Annotated in this window: 18 protein-coding genes and 1 pseudogene; 9 read left to right on the top strand and 10 right to left on the bottom strand. The window is 59.0% G+C overall.

The features are described 5' to 3' along the window. Positions 1–143: 143 nt before the first annotated feature. The 3 genes from FHT87_RS02515 to FHT87_RS02505 all read left to right on the top strand — a co-directional run bounded on the left by FHT87_RS02515 (position 144) and on the right by FHT87_RS02505 (position 3,868). Positions 144–1,355, top strand: coding sequence for an ATP-binding protein (locus tag FHT87_RS02515; protein WP_246699551.1), 1,212 nt, complete (start codon positions 144–146; stop codon positions 1,353–1,355). Beyond that, on the top strand, positions 1,345–2,019 hold the full coding sequence (locus FHT87_RS02510; protein ID WP_183799192.1) for a response regulator: 675 nt from the start codon (positions 1,345–1,347) through the stop codon (positions 2,017–2,019). Before FHT87_RS02515 ends, FHT87_RS02510 begins: the two co-directional genes overlap by 11 nt. Before the next feature lie 85 nt (positions 2,020–2,104). Next, positions 2,105–3,868: a hypothetical protein gene (locus FHT87_RS02505; protein ID WP_183799190.1), complete on the top strand. Its 1,764-nt coding sequence runs from the start codon at positions 2,105–2,107 to the stop codon at positions 3,866–3,868. 16 nt (positions 3,869–3,884) lie between these two features. On the opposite strand, the gene FHT87_RS02500 is transcribed toward FHT87_RS02505, so the two are convergent. Further along, a complete protein-coding gene (locus FHT87_RS02500) occupies positions 3,885–4,850 on the bottom strand; it encodes a hypothetical protein (protein WP_183799187.1) in 966 nt (321 codons plus the stop codon). A gap of 160 nt (positions 4,851–5,010) precedes the next feature. Here FHT87_RS02500 and FHT87_RS02495 point away from each other — a divergent pair, with 160 nt between their 5' ends. Then, positions 5,011–5,655: a helix-turn-helix domain-containing protein gene (locus FHT87_RS02495; protein ID WP_183799184.1), complete on the top strand. Its 645-nt coding sequence runs from the start codon at positions 5,011–5,013 to the stop codon at positions 5,653–5,655. Between the two features lie 49 nt (positions 5,656–5,704). Further along, the gene (locus FHT87_RS02490; protein ID WP_183732898.1) at positions 5,705–6,052 is read left to right on the top strand and encodes a hypothetical protein; all 348 of its coding nucleotides are present in this window, start codon (positions 5,705–5,707) and stop codon (positions 6,050–6,052) included. A 436-nt stretch (positions 6,053–6,488) separates the two neighbouring features. Here the strand turns inward: FHT87_RS02490 and FHT87_RS02485 are convergent. The 3 genes and pseudogenes from FHT87_RS02485 to FHT87_RS02475 all read right to left on the bottom strand — a co-directional run. Next, positions 6,489–6,680, bottom strand: a pseudogene (locus FHT87_RS02485) (hypothetical protein); the annotation flags it as partial. A gap of 52 nt (positions 6,681–6,732) precedes the next feature. Further along, positions 6,733–6,918: a hypothetical protein gene (locus FHT87_RS02480; protein WP_246699550.1), complete on the bottom strand. Its 186-nt coding sequence runs from the start codon at positions 6,916–6,918 to the stop codon at positions 6,733–6,735. 108 nt (positions 6,919–7,026) lie between these two features. After that, positions 7,027–8,751 (bottom strand): penicillin-binding protein 2, encoded by a 1,725-nt coding sequence (locus FHT87_RS02475; RefSeq protein WP_183799179.1) that lies wholly within the window; start codon positions 8,749–8,751, stop codon positions 7,027–7,029. A gap of 370 nt (positions 8,752–9,121) precedes the next feature. Here FHT87_RS02475 and FHT87_RS02470 point away from each other — a divergent pair, with 370 nt between their 5' ends. Further along, the gene (locus FHT87_RS02470) at positions 9,122–9,295 is read left to right on the top strand and encodes a hypothetical protein (RefSeq protein WP_183732908.1); all 174 of its coding nucleotides are present in this window, start codon (positions 9,122–9,124) and stop codon (positions 9,293–9,295) included. A gap of 42 nt (positions 9,296–9,337) precedes the next feature. Here the strand turns inward: FHT87_RS02470 and FHT87_RS02465 are convergent, their stop codons facing one another. From FHT87_RS02465 to FHT87_RS02440, 6 genes are all read right to left on the bottom strand, one after another. Further along, positions 9,338–10,648: an HlyD family type I secretion periplasmic adaptor subunit gene (locus FHT87_RS02465; protein ID WP_183799177.1), complete on the bottom strand. Its 1,311-nt coding sequence runs from the start codon at positions 10,646–10,648 to the stop codon at positions 9,338–9,340. Further along, on the bottom strand, positions 10,635–12,482 hold the full coding sequence (locus FHT87_RS02460) for a type I secretion system permease/ATPase (protein WP_183799174.1): 1,848 nt from the start codon (positions 12,480–12,482) through the stop codon (positions 10,635–10,637). Before FHT87_RS02460 ends, FHT87_RS02465 begins: the two co-directional genes overlap by 14 nt. A gap of 7 nt (positions 12,483–12,489) precedes the next feature. Next, on the bottom strand, positions 12,490–13,227 hold the full coding sequence (locus FHT87_RS02455; RefSeq protein WP_183799171.1) for a hypothetical protein: 738 nt from the start codon (positions 13,225–13,227) through the stop codon (positions 12,490–12,492). Positions 13,228–13,302: 75 nt separating this feature from the next. Beyond that, positions 13,303–15,702, bottom strand: coding sequence for a TonB-dependent receptor (locus tag FHT87_RS02450; RefSeq protein WP_246699549.1), 2,400 nt, complete (start codon positions 15,700–15,702; stop codon positions 13,303–13,305). Positions 15,703–16,076: 374 nt separating this feature from the next. After that, entirely contained in the window at positions 16,077–17,093 is a 1,017-nt protein-coding gene (locus FHT87_RS02445; protein WP_183799168.1) for a FecR family protein, read from the bottom strand. A gap of 117 nt (positions 17,094–17,210) precedes the next feature. After that, the gene (locus tag FHT87_RS02440) at positions 17,211–17,711 is read right to left on the bottom strand and encodes a sigma-70 family RNA polymerase sigma factor (RefSeq protein ID WP_183799165.1); all 501 of its coding nucleotides are present in this window, start codon (positions 17,709–17,711) and stop codon (positions 17,211–17,213) included. A 157-nt stretch (positions 17,712–17,868) separates the two neighbouring features. Between FHT87_RS02440 and FHT87_RS02435 the strand changes: the two genes are divergently transcribed. The 3 genes from FHT87_RS02435 to FHT87_RS02425 are packed head-to-tail and all read left to right on the top strand — an operon-like array spanning position 17,869 to position 19,345. Then, positions 17,869–18,117: a hypothetical protein gene (locus FHT87_RS02435; RefSeq protein WP_183799162.1), complete on the top strand. Its 249-nt coding sequence runs from the start codon at positions 17,869–17,871 to the stop codon at positions 18,115–18,117. Positions 18,118–18,131: 14 nt separating this feature from the next. Further along, complete coding sequence (locus tag FHT87_RS02430; RefSeq protein WP_183732924.1) at positions 18,132–18,803, top strand: L,D-transpeptidase; 672 nt, start codon at positions 18,132–18,134, stop codon at positions 18,801–18,803. After that, positions 18,800–19,345 carry an OmpA family protein gene (locus tag FHT87_RS02425; protein ID WP_183799158.1) on the top strand — a complete coding sequence of 182 codons (546 nt, stop codon included), beginning with the start codon at positions 18,800–18,802 and terminating at the stop codon, positions 19,343–19,345. The genes FHT87_RS02430 and FHT87_RS02425 overlap by 4 nt, the downstream gene beginning before the upstream one ends. Positions 19,346–19,530: the final 185 nt, after the last annotated feature.

Raw genomic sequence — 19,530 nt, 5'->3', positions numbered from 1 at the left:
GGTTGTAGGAAAAGACCAATAGAGTCTACGCGATATTACACCGATCCCCCATCCAAGGATGGTAAACTCGCGCCATTGTTGAGGAGGCCGTCGAGGCACTGGATTACTTCTCAAGGGCGGAGGAGACCATCATGTCCACCAAGATGGAAGCGCCGCATGTTACCGACTTCAGTTCCCTTGTCTCAAGCCTGACGGGACGAATCTCGTTCATCGGAACGCGAATAGCACGCCGCGAACCCGTGCGTAATGCGTCCAAGGGAGATAACGGGCCACAGGCGAACTGGATCCGGCAACTCTATGAACACATACCGGACGCAGTGTTCTTCATGACCGACAACAATAGAATTTCAGCCTGTAACAGGGCTGCGGTGATCCTGTTCGGTTATGAGGAAGATGAATTGCTCGACCGCAAGATCGACCTCGTCTGGTCGGCGACACCGGATGTCAAGCTCAGGGGACGCTGGGCGGACCAGGGCGCGGCACGCGCCGGTCTGGCAACGACCAAGAGCGGCGTCCAGTTTCCAACTGCGCTGACCATCATCCGAGAACAGGGCGAAAAAGAAACCTTCGCTGCGGCGATCTTTGAGGACTTCCGGACAGAGCGCGAGACATTGCAGCAGGTTCAGGAGCTTCAATGTGAGCTGGCGCGTCTCGCAAGAGTAGTCGCGCTTGGAGAAATGACAACGACGCTGGCTCACGAACTGTCCCAGCCGCTCTCCTTGATCGCCGCTTACTCCGAGGGGTGCAGGCGCCTCATGACGAACGACCGTCGCCGGCACGGCGAGGAGCTTCGCGAAGCCTTGTCGGAAATTACGCAGCACGCCTTGTGGGCGGGAACGATCGTCCAGAACATCAGAGAATTTGCAAAGCGCGGCACCGGCGAGAAACAACGGGAGGCGATGCACGCGTTGATCCACAGAGCGACGGCGCTTGGGCTTGCCGGATCACCCCGGAAAGACCTTCACACCGATTTGCAACTCGAAGCAGAGCGGGACATCGTAGTCGCAGACCGTGTCCAGATCGTCCAGGTACTGATGAACCTTCTTCACAATGCCATGGACGCGACCGACGGCGTCGAGCGGCCGACTATCGCGATCCACACCAGGACCGACAATTTCTCGCATCTGGTCGTCGACGTGTCCGACAATGGTTGCGGAATTGCCGCCGAGATCGAAGAGGCGCTGTTTCGTCCCTTCGTCACCAGTAAACCGCGCGGACTTGGCATGGGCCTGGCATTGTCCAAGCGTATCATTGAAGCGCATGGAGGCCGCATAAGCGCGCGTAAGGGAATACAGGGAGGCTCAATCCTCACGTTTTCGCTCCCGCTGGTGGAGACCACAATCAATGGCGAATGACCTTACGATCCATCTCGTCGATGACGAGGAGTCGCTCCGGCGATCTCTGACGTTTCTGCTGGTGTCGGCAGGCTTTGCCGTTCGTGCACACAGCTGTGCGAAAGCCTTTCTGGAACTTCTCCCGCTGTCGGGGCGAAATTGCCTTGTTACCGATCTATGCATGCCTGATGTAAACGGCATCGAATTGCTTCAGCGGTTAAGGCGTGTCGGCACGGACGTGCCGGCGATCATCATTACCGGTCGGGGCGATATCGCCGCCGCGGTTCAGGCGATGAAGGCGGGAGCGTCCGATTTTCTGGAAAAACCGTTGAGGGAAGAGGCGCTGATCGCGGCCATTAACGGAGCAATGAGGCAAAGGCGATGCGGCAGCGCCGTGGCCGATTGCGAAAGCGTTGCGGCGCGACTTCGTCAGCTCACGGACCGCGAACATCAGGTCCTCTCCGGCGTACTCGATGGCTTACAGAACAAGATGATCGCCTATCATCTCGGCATCAGCTCGCGTACGGTGGAGGTCCATCGCGCCAATGTGATGGCCAAGATGGGCGCGCGCAATCTGGCAGAGCTTATGCGCATGGCCATCACCATCGATGCTGCGACGCAACCGCTTGAAACCGCAAAGGCTTTGCCGATCGGCAGCTGGTCAACTTATATTCGGCAATTCTAAAGCAGAGCTTGCAACCCCAGGCTTGTGAGGTATGATGTGTTAGAAATGGCTTAAATAATTGCGTGATCTTGTCGTAGGGGCGATCATGAGGAGCGCAAAGATCAATGCCTTCAGCGGTCTTGGGCCAACGGCTGATGAAATCTGCCAGCAGGTCGAACGAATTCTCACAAGCGAGGAGTTTCACGCGCCGAAACGCGGGCGGAATTTCCTGGCATTCGTCGTCAATGAGACGCTCGCCGGCCGATCGGACTTCCTGAAGGCATTCACGATAGCAAATGTGGTTTTTGGTCGGGAAGCTTCGTTCGACCCGCAGAACGATCCGGTTGTTCGAATCGAGGCCGGCCGAATACGAAAGGCGCTCGAGCGTTACTATCTCGTCGCAGGCCAGAGGGATGACGTCGTCATTACTGTGCCCAAGGGTGGATATGTCCCGCATTTCGAATATGCGCGGGGTGCGCCGGCGTCGGCAGAGCCCGCCGAGGTCTCGGATAATGCGCAGAATGCCGAATACGAAGATCAAGATCATTCGCTTCAGGAAACACGTCGTCCGGGATTTGCCACCCTTATCGGTCTCGGAACTGCGCTGGCCGTCGTCCTCGCTCTCACGTCCGCATTGTCCTTGCGTGATACTCCGACCGCGACGATGCCGCCGGGACCTCCCAAGCCAAAGGTGATCATCGATTTTTTTGCCGAAAGCAGCCCCGCTCACGCCGGTTCGGATATCGCGCGTGGCCTCCGGGACGACCTTATCGGGCAGCTCGCCCAGTTCGATGACATTGTCGTGGTCGCCGATCCGCTGCGTGGTGAACACGCCACCGCTGCCAACTACGCACTGCAGGGCAATGTCCAGCTCGATGGAAGCAGGCTGCGTGCCGTTGCCAGGCTGGTGCGCCAACTGGATGGAGCGGTCATCTGGGCCAATAATTTCGATGCGGATCTTCAAGATCAAAACAAGCTTGCGATTCAAGGCAACATCGCCCGGTTAATCGCCAATGCTGTCGCGCAGCCCTATGGCGCTATCTTCCAAACCGACACGGATATGGCAGCGCGACCGGCGCAGACGGGAAACCAGAGTGCCTATGCCTGTACGCTCGCCTATTCCAGCTACCGCCAGACCATGACTGCGCAAAGTCACGGTGCAGCACGCGAATGCCTGCAACAGGCGACCCAGCGTTTTCCCAATGACGCGGTGTCCTGGGCGCTGCTGTCCATGGCCTATCTCGATGAAATCAGATTCCGTTACACGCTCGGCACGTCATCGTCGACCCAGCCTCTCGCACTGGCGAGCGCTGCGGTGGAGCGGGCAACATCACTCGCGCCGGACAATCCCCGCGTGCTGCAGGCGCAGATGCAGGTGAGCTTCTTCAGGGGAGATATCGACAAGGCCCTGAAGGCCGGTACCGCAGCCTACGCTGCAGACCCTGATGATGTGGAACTCGCAGGCGAATACGGTTTTCGATTGGCGATGTCGGGGAAATGGCAATCGGGCTGCGAGTTGCTGTCGGTCGCCCTCAACAAGGGTGTCGGCACCAGAGGCTATTACGAGGTCGGCATGGCTTTGTGCGCGTTCATGAAGGGAGATATCGAAGAGGCCGAGCAGTGGTCGAGACGGTCCGATCTCGACAATAATCCCATGCATCGCCTTGTGCTGCTATCCATTCTCGGAGCAGCCGGAAAGACGGGTGAAGCCATGCTGGAACAGGATTGGCTCAATATCCACGCGCCGACTTTGATGACGAATATCCGCCAGGAAGTGTCGCTCCGCCTGCAGCGGCCGGAGGACCAGGAACGGTTCCTGAACGGGCTGCGCGCCTCAGGGCTGGTCGTCGACCCCGTGTCGATAAGATAAGATAAGATAAGATAAGCTATGGATCGGTGCCTGTGCCGTTCAGCCTCTGGCTGTTCGAAATCTCCATGGCGATTTGTGCGGCGATCTCGTCCTCAGCATCGAGAATGTTCTGGCCGCGCAGGTCTCGATCATATTGATTTGCCCAGATAACCGCGCCGTCGGCGTCATTTATCAGGCGGACATGCAGATGAAGGATCATGCCCTCGACGAGGGCGCTTCCCTGCAGGTTGAAAAGCGAACCGGTCACTTCCGTCCTGGAGCGGGCCGGGGCAAGCACGACAAGATTTTCCACCTTCGTCAGCTTTGCAATCAGCTGATCGGCCAATCCCTTCACGAAATCTGCTCCCTGCACGGTACCGCCGAGAGCGGCGAAGGGTTCGACAGCAATCCTGATCTTGCTCTTCAACGCTGATGTGGCAGGGGCCGGCAACCCTTTTGGTGGGGAGAGATAGGCTTCCAGCGGACGGACAAGAGCGAGTACAGCCACGACCCCGAACAGCGCGGGGATGCCGATCGGCAACAGGAGATCTCGATAGCTTAACCGCCGCTCCCGCCCGAGTGGGCGCCGCTTGTTCTCGCGGTTCTGCAGAACGGAGATTTCGCCCGTACCCGAACTGTCTTCCCTCCTGGAAAAGTGCGGCGCATAGCTTCCTTTGGGGACGGTAATCCGGATCGGGTCACTGCGTCCGCAGACGAGGTAGTATCGTTCGAGCGCGCGACGGATCCGCCCCGCCTCGATGCGGACGACCGGATCACTCTGTGCATCGAAGGAGGCATCGCGTCCAAAAACGGCCTGTGCAATCGTATAGGCCTTAAGCTGTTCGCTGCGTCCTTCAAGCGTCTCTTCAACGATATATTGCAGGAAGCGGCGCCCGCGCTCAGGGGCAAGGAATTCCGGACTGGCGAGTATAAGGTCAAGTTGTGCACGCACGCTTGCAGAGTCTTGAATTGCGCGACCGTCCCCTTCCTCTTCCGATGCCATCGAGACCTCCCGCGATATTTTCGTATCGCTCTCCTCAAGGGGAATAGCTTTATACACCTGTCGATGGCTCCGGGGCTTCCGTAGTAATACGTAAGGGGTATCTCGAATACCGGGGCGGGCCGCGATTGCCTATTCTGCGATACGGATGGGAGCGACACATATGCTTCAAGACCACGCGATCGTAAAGCAGACGACAGTTCCGGGACACCGCTATGGCGCGACTGCTGGGACGGCCAAGGATCAGTCGATCAAGCTCAAGGCCGACGAGATGATCTATAGCGAAGGCGAATATGCGCTTGCGATTTATCGGGTCGAAGCGGGTGCGGTGCGCATCTATCGCCTGACGGCCAGCGGGCAGCGATACATCCTGTCCTTCTGCGGCAAGGGTGAGTGGTTCGGTCTGGAAACGGGGAATGTTCGAACCGATTTCGCGGAAGCCGTCTGCGAAACCTGTATCAGGCCCTTTCGCGTCAATCAGGACGCAGTCGTCCCCATAGACCTTCTCCACATTGCCCTGACGAACCTCGCAAAGGCACAGCACAAACAACTCGTCATCACCGAGCAAAGCGCACTGAAGCGCGTTGCCGCCTTTGTCTATGAAATGGCCGATCGTCATCCCGGAAACTGCGAATTCGATATGATGATGTCGCGCAGCGATATCGCCGACTATCTCGGATTGACGGTCGAAACCGTCGCCCGCTGCTTCACGAAACTCCGCGGAAAGCGCATCCTCTGCCTGAACGGCAAACTGCAACGCATTGTTCGCCTTCTTGACCGCGATGCACTCATCGCAATGACGATCTAGCGGCAGCGGATTTCGGAAGACATGATCTTGCAAAAGGAGGGATTGAGCAATGAAGTACGCATTCGGCCGAATATCAAACGGATTGACCAAAACGCTTCTTGCAAGTCTGGTCTCGCTAGCATGGCTTCCACTCACCGCGCTCCAGGCGCAGGACGATCCGTTCGATCAATTTCCATTGCTTATCCAGTGCAAGTACAAAGACACCTATCATGCCTTCTACATATCGCGCATCTCTCAAGATGGTGTCGCGACCTATGTGGCATCTGAACGGATGGCCGGCACGATCACCCTGGACGGCCACGCGAAGGCAACCGGCGGCGCTGAGGGCGGCAGCTGCGTCGGCAAGACCCTGGCAGAGCTTCGTGCATCTCACCAAGCCTATGACCTGAAACGTTAGCGCCCTCCATGTGAAGCGGTTCCCAGTTCGATCCATTTCACCATGGAGGCGGCCATGACGGCTCCCCAATCGGGTTGAACTCGGTCGAAAATTCCGCAAGCCCGACCGGGAGGGTCTTGACGGAGGAGTCCGCGCAAAGCAGAGCCACGAAGATGAACGCGTTCCAGGTGGCAACAGAGGCGACGCCGAGGCGGGAGGCGCCGTCGATCGTGGCATGAAGATCGTCATGTTGCTCTTCTCGCGCAGCTCAGTGATCGCGTTCAGCACGTCACGCACGACGATCGGCGCTAGGCCCACCGACGGTTCGTCGATGACGACGATCTTCGGCGCGGTCATCAGCGAGCGAGCGGGCGATTGCCAGCAATTGCTGCTGACCGCCACCCATGGTCGAGCACTCTTCAGAACACGGCAATCGTGCCGTCTGCCAACTCATCGATCAGGCTCGGCAATTGGTCCAGGTGGTTTTCGGCGACGCCAGCCACCTGCTGCCCTGCGCCGTGCTTGCCTGCGCCTGCTCGACCATCCGGATGATCTGGGAAAGCGCCGTGTCCTTGCCGACCTGCGTAGCCCGGAAGCGAAGCATGCCGCTGCGATTGAGCGTCGCTCCGATCACCTGCGTTCGGCTATCGCCAGCGTGGGGCGAAGAAGTTGTAGAGGAGTCCGAATATCAACGTTACGCACTAGCCCCAAGCGAAGCTCTCGACGAGCCCAGGAAGAATGTCGACCAGCTCAGCCCTCGAAGGCGTCGCCTGCACCCGGATCGCATTCCGACGCGCCGTCAGCTCTTCGAGGGCATGCGCCTTGCAAAGCAGCAGCTCGCAGGCGTCCATGAGGCGTTTTGCAGTGACGTTCGTTCGACTGGACATGAGGTGCGCACCTCCATCCAATGACCTAGGCCGCAAGTATGTGGCCTGGATGACGCAAAGTAAAGAAAGTCGGGTAACCTGCGTTATCGGATAGCGTCTGGCACGGTCTCAATACGAGGCCAGCAGATTCTGCCCGAAATCCGGTTCGACGCCCAGGATCGGTGCGACCCGACTGATGATGTCATGTACCATTGGGGCGGCAGTATTCGTCGCGAAAGTAAGCCCGTGCTGGCCGGTCAGCGGTTCGTCGATGAAAGACAGCACTACATATTTCGGCGCATCGATCGGGAAGGCAGCCAGATAGGCGTTGAAGCTCAACGTGTGCGAATAGTGACCGTTCACAACCTTATTCGCCGTGCCCGTCTTGCCGCCGACATGGAAGCCGGGCACATCGGCGGTGCGTCCGGAGCCCTGTTCGCCATTCAGCTTGAAGAGATAACGAATTGTGTCGCTGGTGCTTTTCTTGACGATCTGCTGTTCGGTTTTCGCCGCCGCTTCCGCCGAGCGCGGCAGGAAGGTCGGCTCTATGAGCTCGCCGCCGTCGACGAGGGCGGCACCGGCAACCGCCGTCTGCAGTGGCGTGGTCGCGACACCATGGCCGAAGGAGATCGTGATCGAATTGATCTTCTTCCAGACTTTCGGCTGTGTCGGTGTCTTCACCTCCGGCAGCTCGGTCTGCATCTTGGTCAACAGGCCAAAGCGGGTCAGATAATCCTTCTGACGATCCATGCCGACCAGGTCCATCATCCTCGCCGTGCCGATATTGGAAGAATAGCGGAAGATCTCCGGAATGGTCAGCCAGCGGCGCGGCACGTCATGGTCGTCATGGATGGTGAAGCCGCCGTAGTGCAGCGGCCCGGTGGCGTCGAAACTGTCGGAGAGTTTCACCGTGCCGCTGTCGAGTGCCAATGCCATCGAGAAGGTCTTGAAGGTCGAGCCCATTTCGAAGGTGCCGTTCGACATACGATTCAGCCAGCCTTCGCTGCCTGTCGCCTGCGGGTCATTCGGATCGAAATCGGGCGCGGACGCCATGGCGAGCACCTCGCCGGTATGGACGTCGAGGATGACGGCGCCGGCGGCCTTGCCCTTGTATGTAGTGATCGCATTGGTGACGACGTCATGAACGACATTCTGCGCCCGGATGTCGATCGACAGCCGCACCGGCTCCAGATTCTCGCGCACTGCGAGCCCGGTGGATTCCAGATCCGAAAGGCCCTGCGTGTCGAGATACTTCTCCATGCCGGCCATGCCCTTGTTGTCGATATCGACATAGCCGAGAATGTGGGCTGCCGTGCGCCCGCCGGGATAAAAGCGCTTTACCTCCGGGCGGAAGCCAATGGCGGGAAGGCCGAGAGCCAGAACCTCGCTTTGTTGCTTTGGCGTCAGCTGGCGACGCAGCCATGTGAATTGCGAACGCTTGTCCGACAGTTTCTGATAGAGCGCCTTCCGGTCAAGCTCCGGGAAAAGCTGCGTCAGCTTCTCGACCGCTTCATCCACATCGACCATATGGCTCGGCTCGGCAAACATCGAAACCGTGCGGATATCGGTCGCCAGAAGCTCGCCGTTGCGGTCGAGAATATCAGGCCGGGAGGCCATGATCGGATTTGGCGGAATGCTCGATGTCGTCGTGTCGACGACAAGTCCATAGTAAATCAGCTTGCCGAACATCCCGGCGTAGACGATGCCGAGGACGCCAGCGAGGGTGACGATACGACTTCTCGCCTGACGTGCCGTTCCCGTCGTTTTGCGAGCGGCCCGCGTGAAGGAGGCAGATTCGAAGGTGAGCTTCACCAGCCGACCGCTTCTTACGCTGATACTATGAATGATCGACATTGCCACACACCGAGAACAGAACGCACCAGCGCATAACCCACTCGTCGGCATCGGCTATCGAGGGAGATATGTGCGGATTTAAAGCCCTACGCGGCGGAACGAATTTCACGGCTCTGGCAGAACGTTTAAACCTCTCTCCATCTGGGAGCTGGATGGTTAACAAGGTCTTATCCAGCCGCGTGTGTTTTTGTCGCAGCTTCCCGACGCACACCGTACCCAATGGCGGCTTCCGGATTTAAAACGATTTTAAAATATACACTTCAAAAACTAATCGATTTTAATTTTACGGTTAAATTTTTCTTGTTGCAGCGCAAAAGGATTCACGCCTTAATCCCTGCGAAGGGTCAATTTTCTCTGTCGAGGAACGCACATGACAGTGACATTTCCGCTAACAGAAAAGCGCAACGCCGATGAGCTGCTGAAGCATCTGATCCAGCACAATCTCTCCTATCCGGGAAACTGTGCCGTTTCGCTCAAGGCTCACGTCGCCCTCGTCACTTCCTCCCATACGTTCGCGCTGGGGACTGCCCGTACGGCATGGTAGCGCTCGAAAAGCCGGGCTCCGATTTCGGCGATCACGTCGATCTTAATCCTCCCGAAAGGCGCGCAGGACCTGGTCGGAGAGCGGCTTGACGAGATAGGAGAGTGCGGTGCGGTCACCCGTTTTGATCATCACTTCGGCCGGCATACCTGGAACGAGCGTGAGGCTCTTCAGCTTTTCCTTTTCGGCTTGCGAGATAGCGACACGCACCAAATAGTAGGACTGGCCGGACCGTTCGTCGGTGGTAAGATCGGCCGCAATTCGGCTGACGACACCACTCAGCTCCGGTGTCGTGCGAAGATTAAAAGCGGTCATGCGCAACAAGGCGGCGTGCCCGATCTGAATCTGGTCCACATCCTTCGGTGCAATCTGAACTTCAAGGGCCAGATTATCCCCTTCCGGCACGATCAGCATGATCGGATCGGCAGGAGAGATCACCCCACCCACTGTATGGACCGCCAATTGGTGCACGACGCCGGAATGCGGAGCGACGATATTGATGCGTTTCAGATCGTCCTCGGCTGCCACTTTGCGCTCGACATATTCGCCGATCTGCGCCTGGACCTCCCGCAATTCGCGGCCGACTTCGGTTCTGAGATCCTGGTCGATCTGCAGGATCTGCAGCCGCGTTTCAGTGATCCGGCCGGCCGACTGGGCCTGGAAAGCAATCTTTTCGCCGCGTTCTCCGCCGAAGGTCGCAGCCTGGGTCTTGAGGCCGTTCAGCCGCTGGTCGGAAACGATGCCCTGTTCGCGCAATCTGTTCAAAGCGGATATTTCCGTATTGAGAACTTCTATTCCCTCGCCATAGGCAACTTCCTGTGCCTTCAGCCCAGCGATCTCATGCTCGAACTGCGCGATGCGCTGATTGAGCTGGGCTTTCTGTCCTTCCCTCGCGTCCCGCCGGGACTGGAATAATCGAGATTCGCTATGGATGGCAGCAGCCACCTCAGGATCCTTGTCGGCGGCAAGCAGCCAGTCTGGAAAAGCGATTTCATCAAGATCGTCACGTTCGGCTTCGAGCCTTGCGAGCCGCGCGGCCAATTCGTTCAGCCGCTTCGTGACGATCGCCAGGTTGGCGCGGGTCTGGGTGGCATCGAGGCGCATGAGCACGTCACCAGCCCTGACCTCATCCCCCTCTCCTACAAGGATTTCTCCGACGACCCCGCCTTTCGGATGCTGGACCTTCTTGACATAGGAATCGACAACAAAACGCCCCGATGCAACGACCGCTCCGGCGAGATCCGCCATCGAGGCCCACGCCCCCGCACCTGCGACCATCGCGAGCGAAGCGATGACGCCCACCATCAGGTGGCGGCGGATTGAACGGCTGACTTCGCGATCATCAATGTCTGACATCGGCATCCTCTTGACTATCCGCTATGGCGCCATTTGCTGCATCGGATGTCGCCCGGGCGACGTTTGCAATCACCCGCAGTGGCGCAGTGCTCACGCCGGTTGCCGGAAAGCCCCGGCCAGCGGGCAGGCCAGAGCCGCTCTTGAGAACTTTGGAAAGCACTTCGTCACGCGGACCGAAGGCCTTTTGCCTGCCACCTTCGATCATCAGCACATGATCGACGACCCCAAGTGCACTGGGTCGATGGGCAACGACGATGACGATGCCCTTGCGATCGCGAACCGCCGCGATGGCTCTGACAACGGCTGCTTCACCCTCGGCGTCCAGATTGGCGTTGGGCTCGTCAAGGACGACCAGAAACGGATCGCGATAAAGGGCACGTGCAAGGCCGATGCGCTGGCGCTGACCTGCCGAGAGCGCGGCTCCGCCTTCGCCGATTTGCGTCTCATAGCCGAGTTCGAATTTCAAGATGAGTTCATGGGCGCCGGCCGTGCACGCCGCGGCGATGATCGCGTCTGCGTCAGGAGTTTCCTCGAACCTCGAAATGTTCTCGGCAATGGTTCCGTCGAACAGTTCCACGCCTTGCGGGAGGTAGCCGATATGCTCGCCGAGTGCGGCGCTGTCCCACTGGTCCAGGCTGGCGCCATCGATCCTGACCTTGCCCGCCGACGGCTGCCAGGCGCCGACCAGGATTCGCGACAAGGTCGACTTTCCCGATCCGGATGGACCGATCACGCCGAGTGCGCTTCCTGCGACCAACGAGAAGCCGAGCCCAGCCAGCGTCGGTTTTCTTTCGCCCGGAGGCATGACGGTCACTGCCTCGATGCGCAGCTCGCGTTCAGGGCGTGGCAGAGCCGTGACAGGCTTGGCCTCAGGGATCTTGCCCAGCAGGTCCTGAAGCCTAGCCCAGCTCTGGCGTGCCATCAGAAACGGTTTCCAGTTGCCGATTGCGAGTTCGACGGGTGCGAGCGCCCTGCCCATCATGATCGAGCTTGCGATCATGATGCCGCCCGTGGCCTGCTGAGTGATCACGAGATAGGCACCGACAGCGAGAATGGCGGACTGCAGCATCATGCGCAGCGACTTCGACACGCCTCCCAAGCCACCGCCAATGTCGCCGGCCCGGCGGTTGGCCGCAAGATAGGCGGCGTTGACCTTCAGCCATCGTTTGGCGAGTTGCGTTTCCAGTCCCATCGCGCGGACGACTTCCGCATTGCGACGGGTACCTTCTAGAAGACCGTTGCGGATCATGTTCTGGGCAATGGTTTCGCGGATAGGACCTTGCGACAGGGTGTTCGTGATCAGCGTCAGCGAGACAAGGATGACCGCGCCGACGAGCGCCGTCACGCCGATCCAGACATGGAAGAGGAAACATATGCCGAGATAAAGCGGCATCCACGGAAGGTCGAAAAAGGCCGTGGGGCCTGTGCCGGACAGGAAGCCGCGGACGTTGTCGAGATCCCGCAACGGCTGCAAGCCGTCACCTTGAGCTCGACTGACCAATGGAAGGCGTATCACGGCCTCATGAACGCGGGCGCTGAGCTTTCCGTCAAATCGCTCGCCGATCCGCAGCAAGACACGGGCGCGGACGATATCGAGGATCGACTGGAATGCGTAGAGGCCCGCGGCAAGCACCGCCAGACCAATCAGCGTCGGAACGCTGCCGCTTGCGAGCACGCGATCATAGACCTGCAGCATGAACAGGGGCGATGTCAGGGCGAGCAGGTTGACGACCCCGCTGATGAGGGCGATGCTGACGACATTGCTCTTCAGCGGGAGGATCGTCGCCGCAGCAAAGGGCTGCGACGACGTCCGAACCAAAAATTGGTTCCTCATCGGCCGATCACGCGACGAAGATCAGATCGGAGCTGTCAAGCGTGCCGCCGCCTGCAAAAGCGACGTCAATGCTGTTGCCGGCGTAGGAGATCGTCGAACCGGAAATACTGCCGCCAGCCGTAACGAAGTCGCTGTAATCATCCCAGCCATAACCATCGAGAACGATCAGGTCGTTGCCGTCAACGAAGTCGGTGATGGAATCATCGCCCCATCCGCCGGCATTCAGATCGGCGCGATAGTAGAAGGTGTCGAAGTCGCTCGCACCAGCGCCCGTCAGCACATCGTCGCCGGCAAAGCTGTAAAGGGTCTCGCCGAGGCCGCCGCTATTGCCGGTCTGCGTCGTGCCCTGTTCGCCGAGATAGTCATAGAGATGCGTCAGGTCGGCGAAGTTTGAGAGGTAGTAGATCGCATAGGTGAACGCCGTAGAGGCGGTCGCGTCCGACAGGTCCAGCGTCAGCACGGTGCTGAGATCATAGCCGGCGGCCGTGCTGCCGGTCAGATGCGAGCCGAATTCCAGCGTATCGAGCGAGCCGACGAAGCCGCCCGGAGGAATGTAGCTGAAATCGCCGTTGAGAACCACGCCCGACTGGGTGGTACCGGCGTTGCCGGCGACCCATTGGTCGTAAGGCGCCGAGCCCGGGCTGAACGAGCCATGGCTGCGATATGAGAAGGAGTTGAGCCACGTGGTTTCGAGATAGTTGATCCAATCGGGCGCACCGGCGGGGACCTGAATTCCTACACTCATTGTCTTTCTCCATTGATGGTTGGTTGTCCGTCGGTCGACGAACCTCGGATCCGGGCCTGTCGGCCGGGAAATTGCTTAGAACTTGAAGTTGAGCGATGCCGTTGCCGTGCGTCCCGGTCCGGGCAGGCTGATGGTTCCGAGCGCCGGGACGTAGGCGACATCGGTGACGTTGTTGACGGCAAAGCGGAGCTTGACGGTATCGTTGAAGGCGTAGGACCCGTATATGTCGTAGAGCGAATAGTCTTCGGTGACATAGTTGCTCGCCAGCACGCCGATATTGGGCGATGTGCCGCCGACATGGGTGGCGCGACCGCCGATCGTCAGCTTGTCGTCGAAAAGCCGCATACCCGCATCGATGGTGAACTTGTTGCGCGGCGGCACGAAAATGATCGAGGGCTCGATCTCGTAGCTTGCGCCGTCGTAGCTGTAGCTGGTGCCGAAATCCGTCTTCAGATAGGTATAGGAGAGGCCGGCATACCATTTGCCTGCATCGTAGTTCGCCTCCAGCTCGATGCCTTTCATGCGCGTCGTGCCGTCGACATTGACATAGGAGGCATACTCGCGGCCCGTTTCGGCGCGATGAACTGTCCCGAGCGCGATATAGTTTTCGATCTCGCGGTAAAAGCCGACGGCCTTCAGGCGCAGGCTGTCATCAGTGGACAAGAGCCCGTCGGTCGTGGCATTCACACCAAGCTCGAACGTGTTGCCTTCTTCGGCCACGAGATCGGGATTGGGAGCGTTCTCCACGAGATTGACGCCGGGGTGACCGCCCGTCAGGAAGGTTTCCATGATCGTCGGAGGACGGAAGCTGCGCGAATACTTTGCGAAGGGCTGCAGCCAGTCGACGGGTTTAACTGCAAGCATGGCGGAGGGCAGCAGCGCACCGTCCGAATTATCGACCGGGATGACATTTTCCGGATAGACCGTTACGCGATCGATGGTGCCCGTCCAGATCCGGCAGGTCACGCCGTCGGGGAAGTACAACCGGCATCTCCGGTTGTCGATCGTCTTGACTTCCAGACCGTAGAGCGATGCATCGCCCGACAGATTGTAATAGTCGTAGCGCAGGCCGGCCTGCGCCATCAGCCAATCGTCATGTTCGAACGTGGCATTGGTAAAGGCGCTGTAGACATCGCGATCGCCCGATGGGGTCGTGCCGGTATAGGTGGCCGTCATATCGACGCCATTGAGGAAGTAATCCTCGAGCGTCTCCGTCTTTCCGCGGTCGAAGAAGGCCTCGACGCCGTAATTCAACGAAAGCGAACCGGCTGAGGTCTCGAAACGGCTGGTGTTATCGATGCTGAAGCCCAGTGTGCCGAGAGCATAATTGACGGGGAAACCATCGTCGTTGATGGCCGAGCCGTAGCGCTTCTCGCGGTTTCGCGTGTGGTTGTACCAGAGGCGGGCGTTGAGATCGATGAGCTCGCTGTCGGGATCCCAGTGAAGGCTGCTGGTGATCGTATCGTTCAGAACCTGCTGCGTATCTTCATCGAGGTCGCCATCGTTATTGTAGGAGCCCTGGCTGAAGTCGGAATCGTTGCGAAGCCAGGTCAGCGACGTATCGAGATCGTCGGTGAGTTCCGCCTCGGCCTTCAGCAGGTAGGAGTAGGAGTCCTGCCCCGTGAAGATTGCCGCTCCGTCATGCACGGAACTGTCATAAAGCTTGATGTCGCCATTCTCGCCGATGTCATAGGCGCCAATCTTCTTGTGGCTGATGCCGCCGAGCACCGAGAAGCTGTCCGACAATCTGACCGCCGCCATGCTTGCGCCATCAAACTGGAACTCGTTGGTGCCAACGGTCGCGTTTGACTCACCGCCCCACTGGCGGCCATCTTCTATGAGATCATCGGCCTCGATGGTTCGGAAGTTGACCGAACCGCCGAGTGCGCCAGCTCCGCCAACGCCCGAGGTGCCGCTCTTTTCGACGTCGATTTCACGGATGAAGGCAGTTTCGACATAGGTTCGCTGCGTTGATCCATGACCGTTGCGTTGAAAATTCTGCCTTGCCCCGTCGATCATGGTGACGACGCGGTTCTGGTCCTGGAGGCCGCGAATATTGACCGTTACGCCGGGGTTCTGCCCTTCGGAACGGTTGGCATAGACGCCGGCGGCGGTATCGAGCAGGTCGCGTGCGTTACGGGCCGAAGAGCTTTGAATAGCCTCCCTTGAAATGACACTGACGCTTGCCGGCTCGTCGTAGACCCAGTCGGGCGTGCCGCGATAGCCCGCGCCGGAACTTGCACGCCGGCCGCCCTTGATGACGATCGGAGCAAGTTGGGTGACACCTTCCTCCTGCGGAATGGCATTCACGATCTCGGCGCTGCCGATCATCGCTGCGCCGCCATCTCCGGAAATATGGGCCGATATTCCCGTTCCCGACAGCATTCGATCAAGCGCGTCGGCAGGCGTCAATCGACCGACGACGGCGCTGGTGTTCACAGCGCCCGTCGGCGCCGACGACAAAGTGACCTGCATACCGGATTGACGCCCAAATGCACGGATTGCATTCGCCAAGGGCTGGGACGGGATGTTGAAGGGGAGTACGGTGGTCGCTTGCGCTTGTGCCTGATCGGCCGGAGCCGACTGCGCGTGAGCGTTGGTCGCAACCGATAAAATTGCAAAAGCCGTTGTCGCCAATAACCGTGCTCGCCAGGCGTGCCCACCCGCTTGGCGCGCGCCGTTGAGCCTCAGAACCCCTACCCTCACTCGCATGCTCACTCTCGTCTCTCCAGTCGTTTGCGCCGATGTCGTGCTCGGCGCTTTCAACGAAATGACGATTGGCTCTCAGAGTTTTTTCAGGGTTTTCGGCTGGATTGAGCTAAATCTTGATAACTACAGTCAAATTTTTTCTAAAATCGGCTGACGATGCGCGCGAGCGAGGATATTGAGCGGACCTTGCCGCCATAAGGTTCGACCAGGGCTCGCAGCGCCTGATCGGGTTGCCTGAGATTGTAGAAGCCCGTGACCCGCTGATGGGCAAGTGTCGCGTCGGGAACCGATATCCAGGCGGGGTGATAGCGCTGGATCTGCTCGATGACCGAGGCAAGCGTCGCGTTCACGACGTAAAGTTCGCCATTGCGCCAGTTGGCGATCTGATCGACCGGGATCGTGTCCTTCATCATGACGGCGCTATTTGGATCGACCGTCAACAGATCTCCGGGCACCAGCCGTTCGGGCGGGGTCGCAGACGAACCCGCAATGGAGGCTTGAACGGAACCGTGCGCAAGGGCAATGCTGGTCAGCCCATCGGCGAGCTGCACATCGAAGGCTGTGCCAAGCACATCGACGCGGACGCCATTTGCCTCCACCGTAAAGGGTTTGTCCCTATCCGGCGCCACCTCGAAATACGCCTCGCCGGCAAGAAGCTTGATGCCCCGCCGTCCGTCGCCGTAGTTCAAAGCAATCGAGGTCGCGGCAGCCATCGTTACCGTGCTGCCGTCTTGAAGGGTGATCGTGCGGGTCTCCGCCGTGGACGTTGAATAGTCGGCGCTCAAGCGAAGCATCAGGCCGGGCGCAACGACAAGCCCAAGACAGAGCGCGGCCACAGCCGCCGCTGCCACGGCAACCCGGCGCCACGGCGCGCGACGCCGAGTCGCTGCCGGTTTTCGCATGACGGGTCTGGCCGCCGATCTCGACGCATATTCCCATTGCGATCGCATGGCCGGAACGACCTGCCCCATCGCGGTCCATGCCTTCTCCGTGCGCTCCCAGGCCAGGCGGTGTTCCCTATGGCTGCCCAGCCAGCGATCGAAGCGCGCTTTGAGGTCGGCGTCTTCGGGACCTTCCTGCAGAAGAAGGAACCAGTCTGCCGCCGCCGCCAGTGCCTCGTCCGAAACATCAGGCCTTTTATCCGGTTCGACGGCCATCAGTTCCCAATCTTTCCCGTAGCCAAACCACGTCGCATCCCCGCTGTTTTACCGCTTCACGGATAATGACGTTTATCTCGTCCGGTTTTTTCACGCGGATTCGAGATTTTTAGCGGATCATCCCATTTTTTTGGCGAATTCGACAATTGCGGCCTTGATCAGCCTGTGGACGCCGGCCACCGAAATGTCGAGGTGGCTGGCGATGTCCTCCAAGCGGTATCCGCCGAAGCGATGCATTTCGACAGCGATGCGTGCCTGGTCCGGCATCGCCGAAAGGATTGCGTCGACCTGTCTGACCTGATCGCAGAAGAGCGCGTTTTCCTCAGGCGTTCCCGTATCCAGGGGAAGTCCCCACCACGGTGTATCTTCCGGACGGGCGCGCAAATCGCGCTTCTGGCGCCTGCGCACGTCGAGCGCGAGGTTCCTCACCATGCGGAAGAGATAGGCCTTCAACTTCTGGGGTGTGGCTGCGTCTTCCGGCACGAATTTTATGAAGACCTCCTGGACGAGATCTTCAGCTTCCTCTCGCGAACCGACGATGGGCGTAGCATATCGAATGAGGTCGGAGCGATGTGCCGCATAGACCGCGTAACGCCGGTCGTCCTCCCTGATGCCCATAGCAATATCCATAAAGAAACGCGGAAATGAACAATCGACGGCAGGCTAAACGCCGGATTGCAAATTCCGCTTATTTCGCAACGTGAGAGGTAAACCAAAAAAACTTGACAATTTCCAGCATGTTTTTTCCAAGATTGAATTTGCAGGAATTTCTAAGTTGAACGAACGGTTCGATCCGCGACTCTATGCGCGAAACCGGGATCCAAATTCGCAGGCAACACAGTTCGTGGCCGCCTTCAATTTCCTTATGAAATTTGGTATAGCGGCATTCTCGCCGAGTAACGATCAGAGCAACACCGACCCCGAGGCATCAGCAACTCGACCTCAAGCTTTGGGGGATGAGAAGAATTTTGTGTTGTGGCAAATGAAAAATCTGATTTACTGGCGCCGCGCTGCTTGGCTTTGAGGGGGATATGGCCGATGGTGTGGACCCGCAGGGATATTCTGGCTGGTGGATTGGCATTGCTTGGCACCGGCGCGGTACAAAAACCGGCTTTTGCCCAGGCTGCCTCCTATTTTACCGGCACTGCCGCCGATAATGGCGTGACGTTCAGGGCGACCAACTTCGCCAAGATCGACAGACAGTGGCAGCGTCAGGTTGTCAAATATTTCAGCAGCGAGCCGATCGGCACCGTTGTTGTCGATACGCGGCATCATTTTCTCTATTTGATCATGGAGAATAAGACAGCCATCCGCTACGGCGTCGGCGTCGGCCGCGAGGGCTTCAAATGGTTCGGCCGCGCTACGATCGACAGCAAATCACTTTGGCCGCGCTGGACACCGCCGCCGGAGATGCGCAAGCGCCATCCCGAACTGCCCGAATTCGTGGCCGGGGGTTCACCGAAGAACCCGCTCGGCCCCCGGGCCATGTACCTGCATCGTGACGGCGTCGACACCGGCTACCGCTTCCACGGCACGCTTGAGCCCTGGAGTATCGGCAAGGATGCCTCCAGTGGCTGCATCCGCATGTTCAATGAAGATGCCATCGATCTTTATCAGCGCTGCCCGATCGGCACCGCGGTTCAGGTCCTGCCGCATATTGCCGACCAGGCGCCAGCCGCTGAGGTCAGCCAGGCAACCCCGGTCGAATGAGGAATATCACGTTGATGTCTGGATATACGAGGCGTCTTATCGCCGCGGCCATGCTTTTGGCGCTCACTGCCTGCACCACCACAGATATCGCTTCCGTGGAAGAACCTCCCGCGGCGCCGTTGACTGGACAGACAAACGATCCGGCGCCCGGTTTTGAAAGCGTCAAGGCCGGCAGCGAAGAGGATTTCATCCTCAACGTCGGCCGGCGTATCTACTTCACACAGGACTCCGCCAAACTCGACTCCGTCGCGATGACGACGCTGGACAACCAGGCAGCCTGGCTGAACAGGAATCCGGCCTGGCTGATCAAGCTGCAGGGATTTGCCGACGATTCGGGTTCCGTATCGAAAATGAAGAGCCTGTCGCAGCAGCGCGCCGATGCGGCGATGGTCTATCTGGCCTCGAAGGGCGTGGACCCAAAACGGATGTGGGCCAAGGGTTACGGTGAGGACCGGGAGGTGCGCGACTGCACAGAGCGTTCCTGCAAGGTGCAGAACCGGCGCGTCGTCGCTAATCTACGCACTGGGCCCGATGCGACCTGACTGGACCTCGTCTGCTTACGATCTCGCATGCGAACGCCCAGCCTCTCCGCCTGAAATCGAGCGTTTATGAACCGGAGGCATATCTTCCGGGTCTCTCAGGGTGAGGCGCCCTACTCCGTTTCATCAATAGTGATGAAGCGAAACACCCGGCCTCCACCTTCCTCAAGGCTCCGTCAAAACGCACA

Origin of the sequence: Rhizobium sp. BK316 (assembly GCF_014193695.1) — a bacterium.
Lineage (GTDB): Bacteria > Pseudomonadota > Alphaproteobacteria > Rhizobiales > Rhizobiaceae > Rhizobium.
Note: the sequence above shows the minus strand (reverse complement) of the source record. Positions and strands in the feature narration are given on the sequence as shown.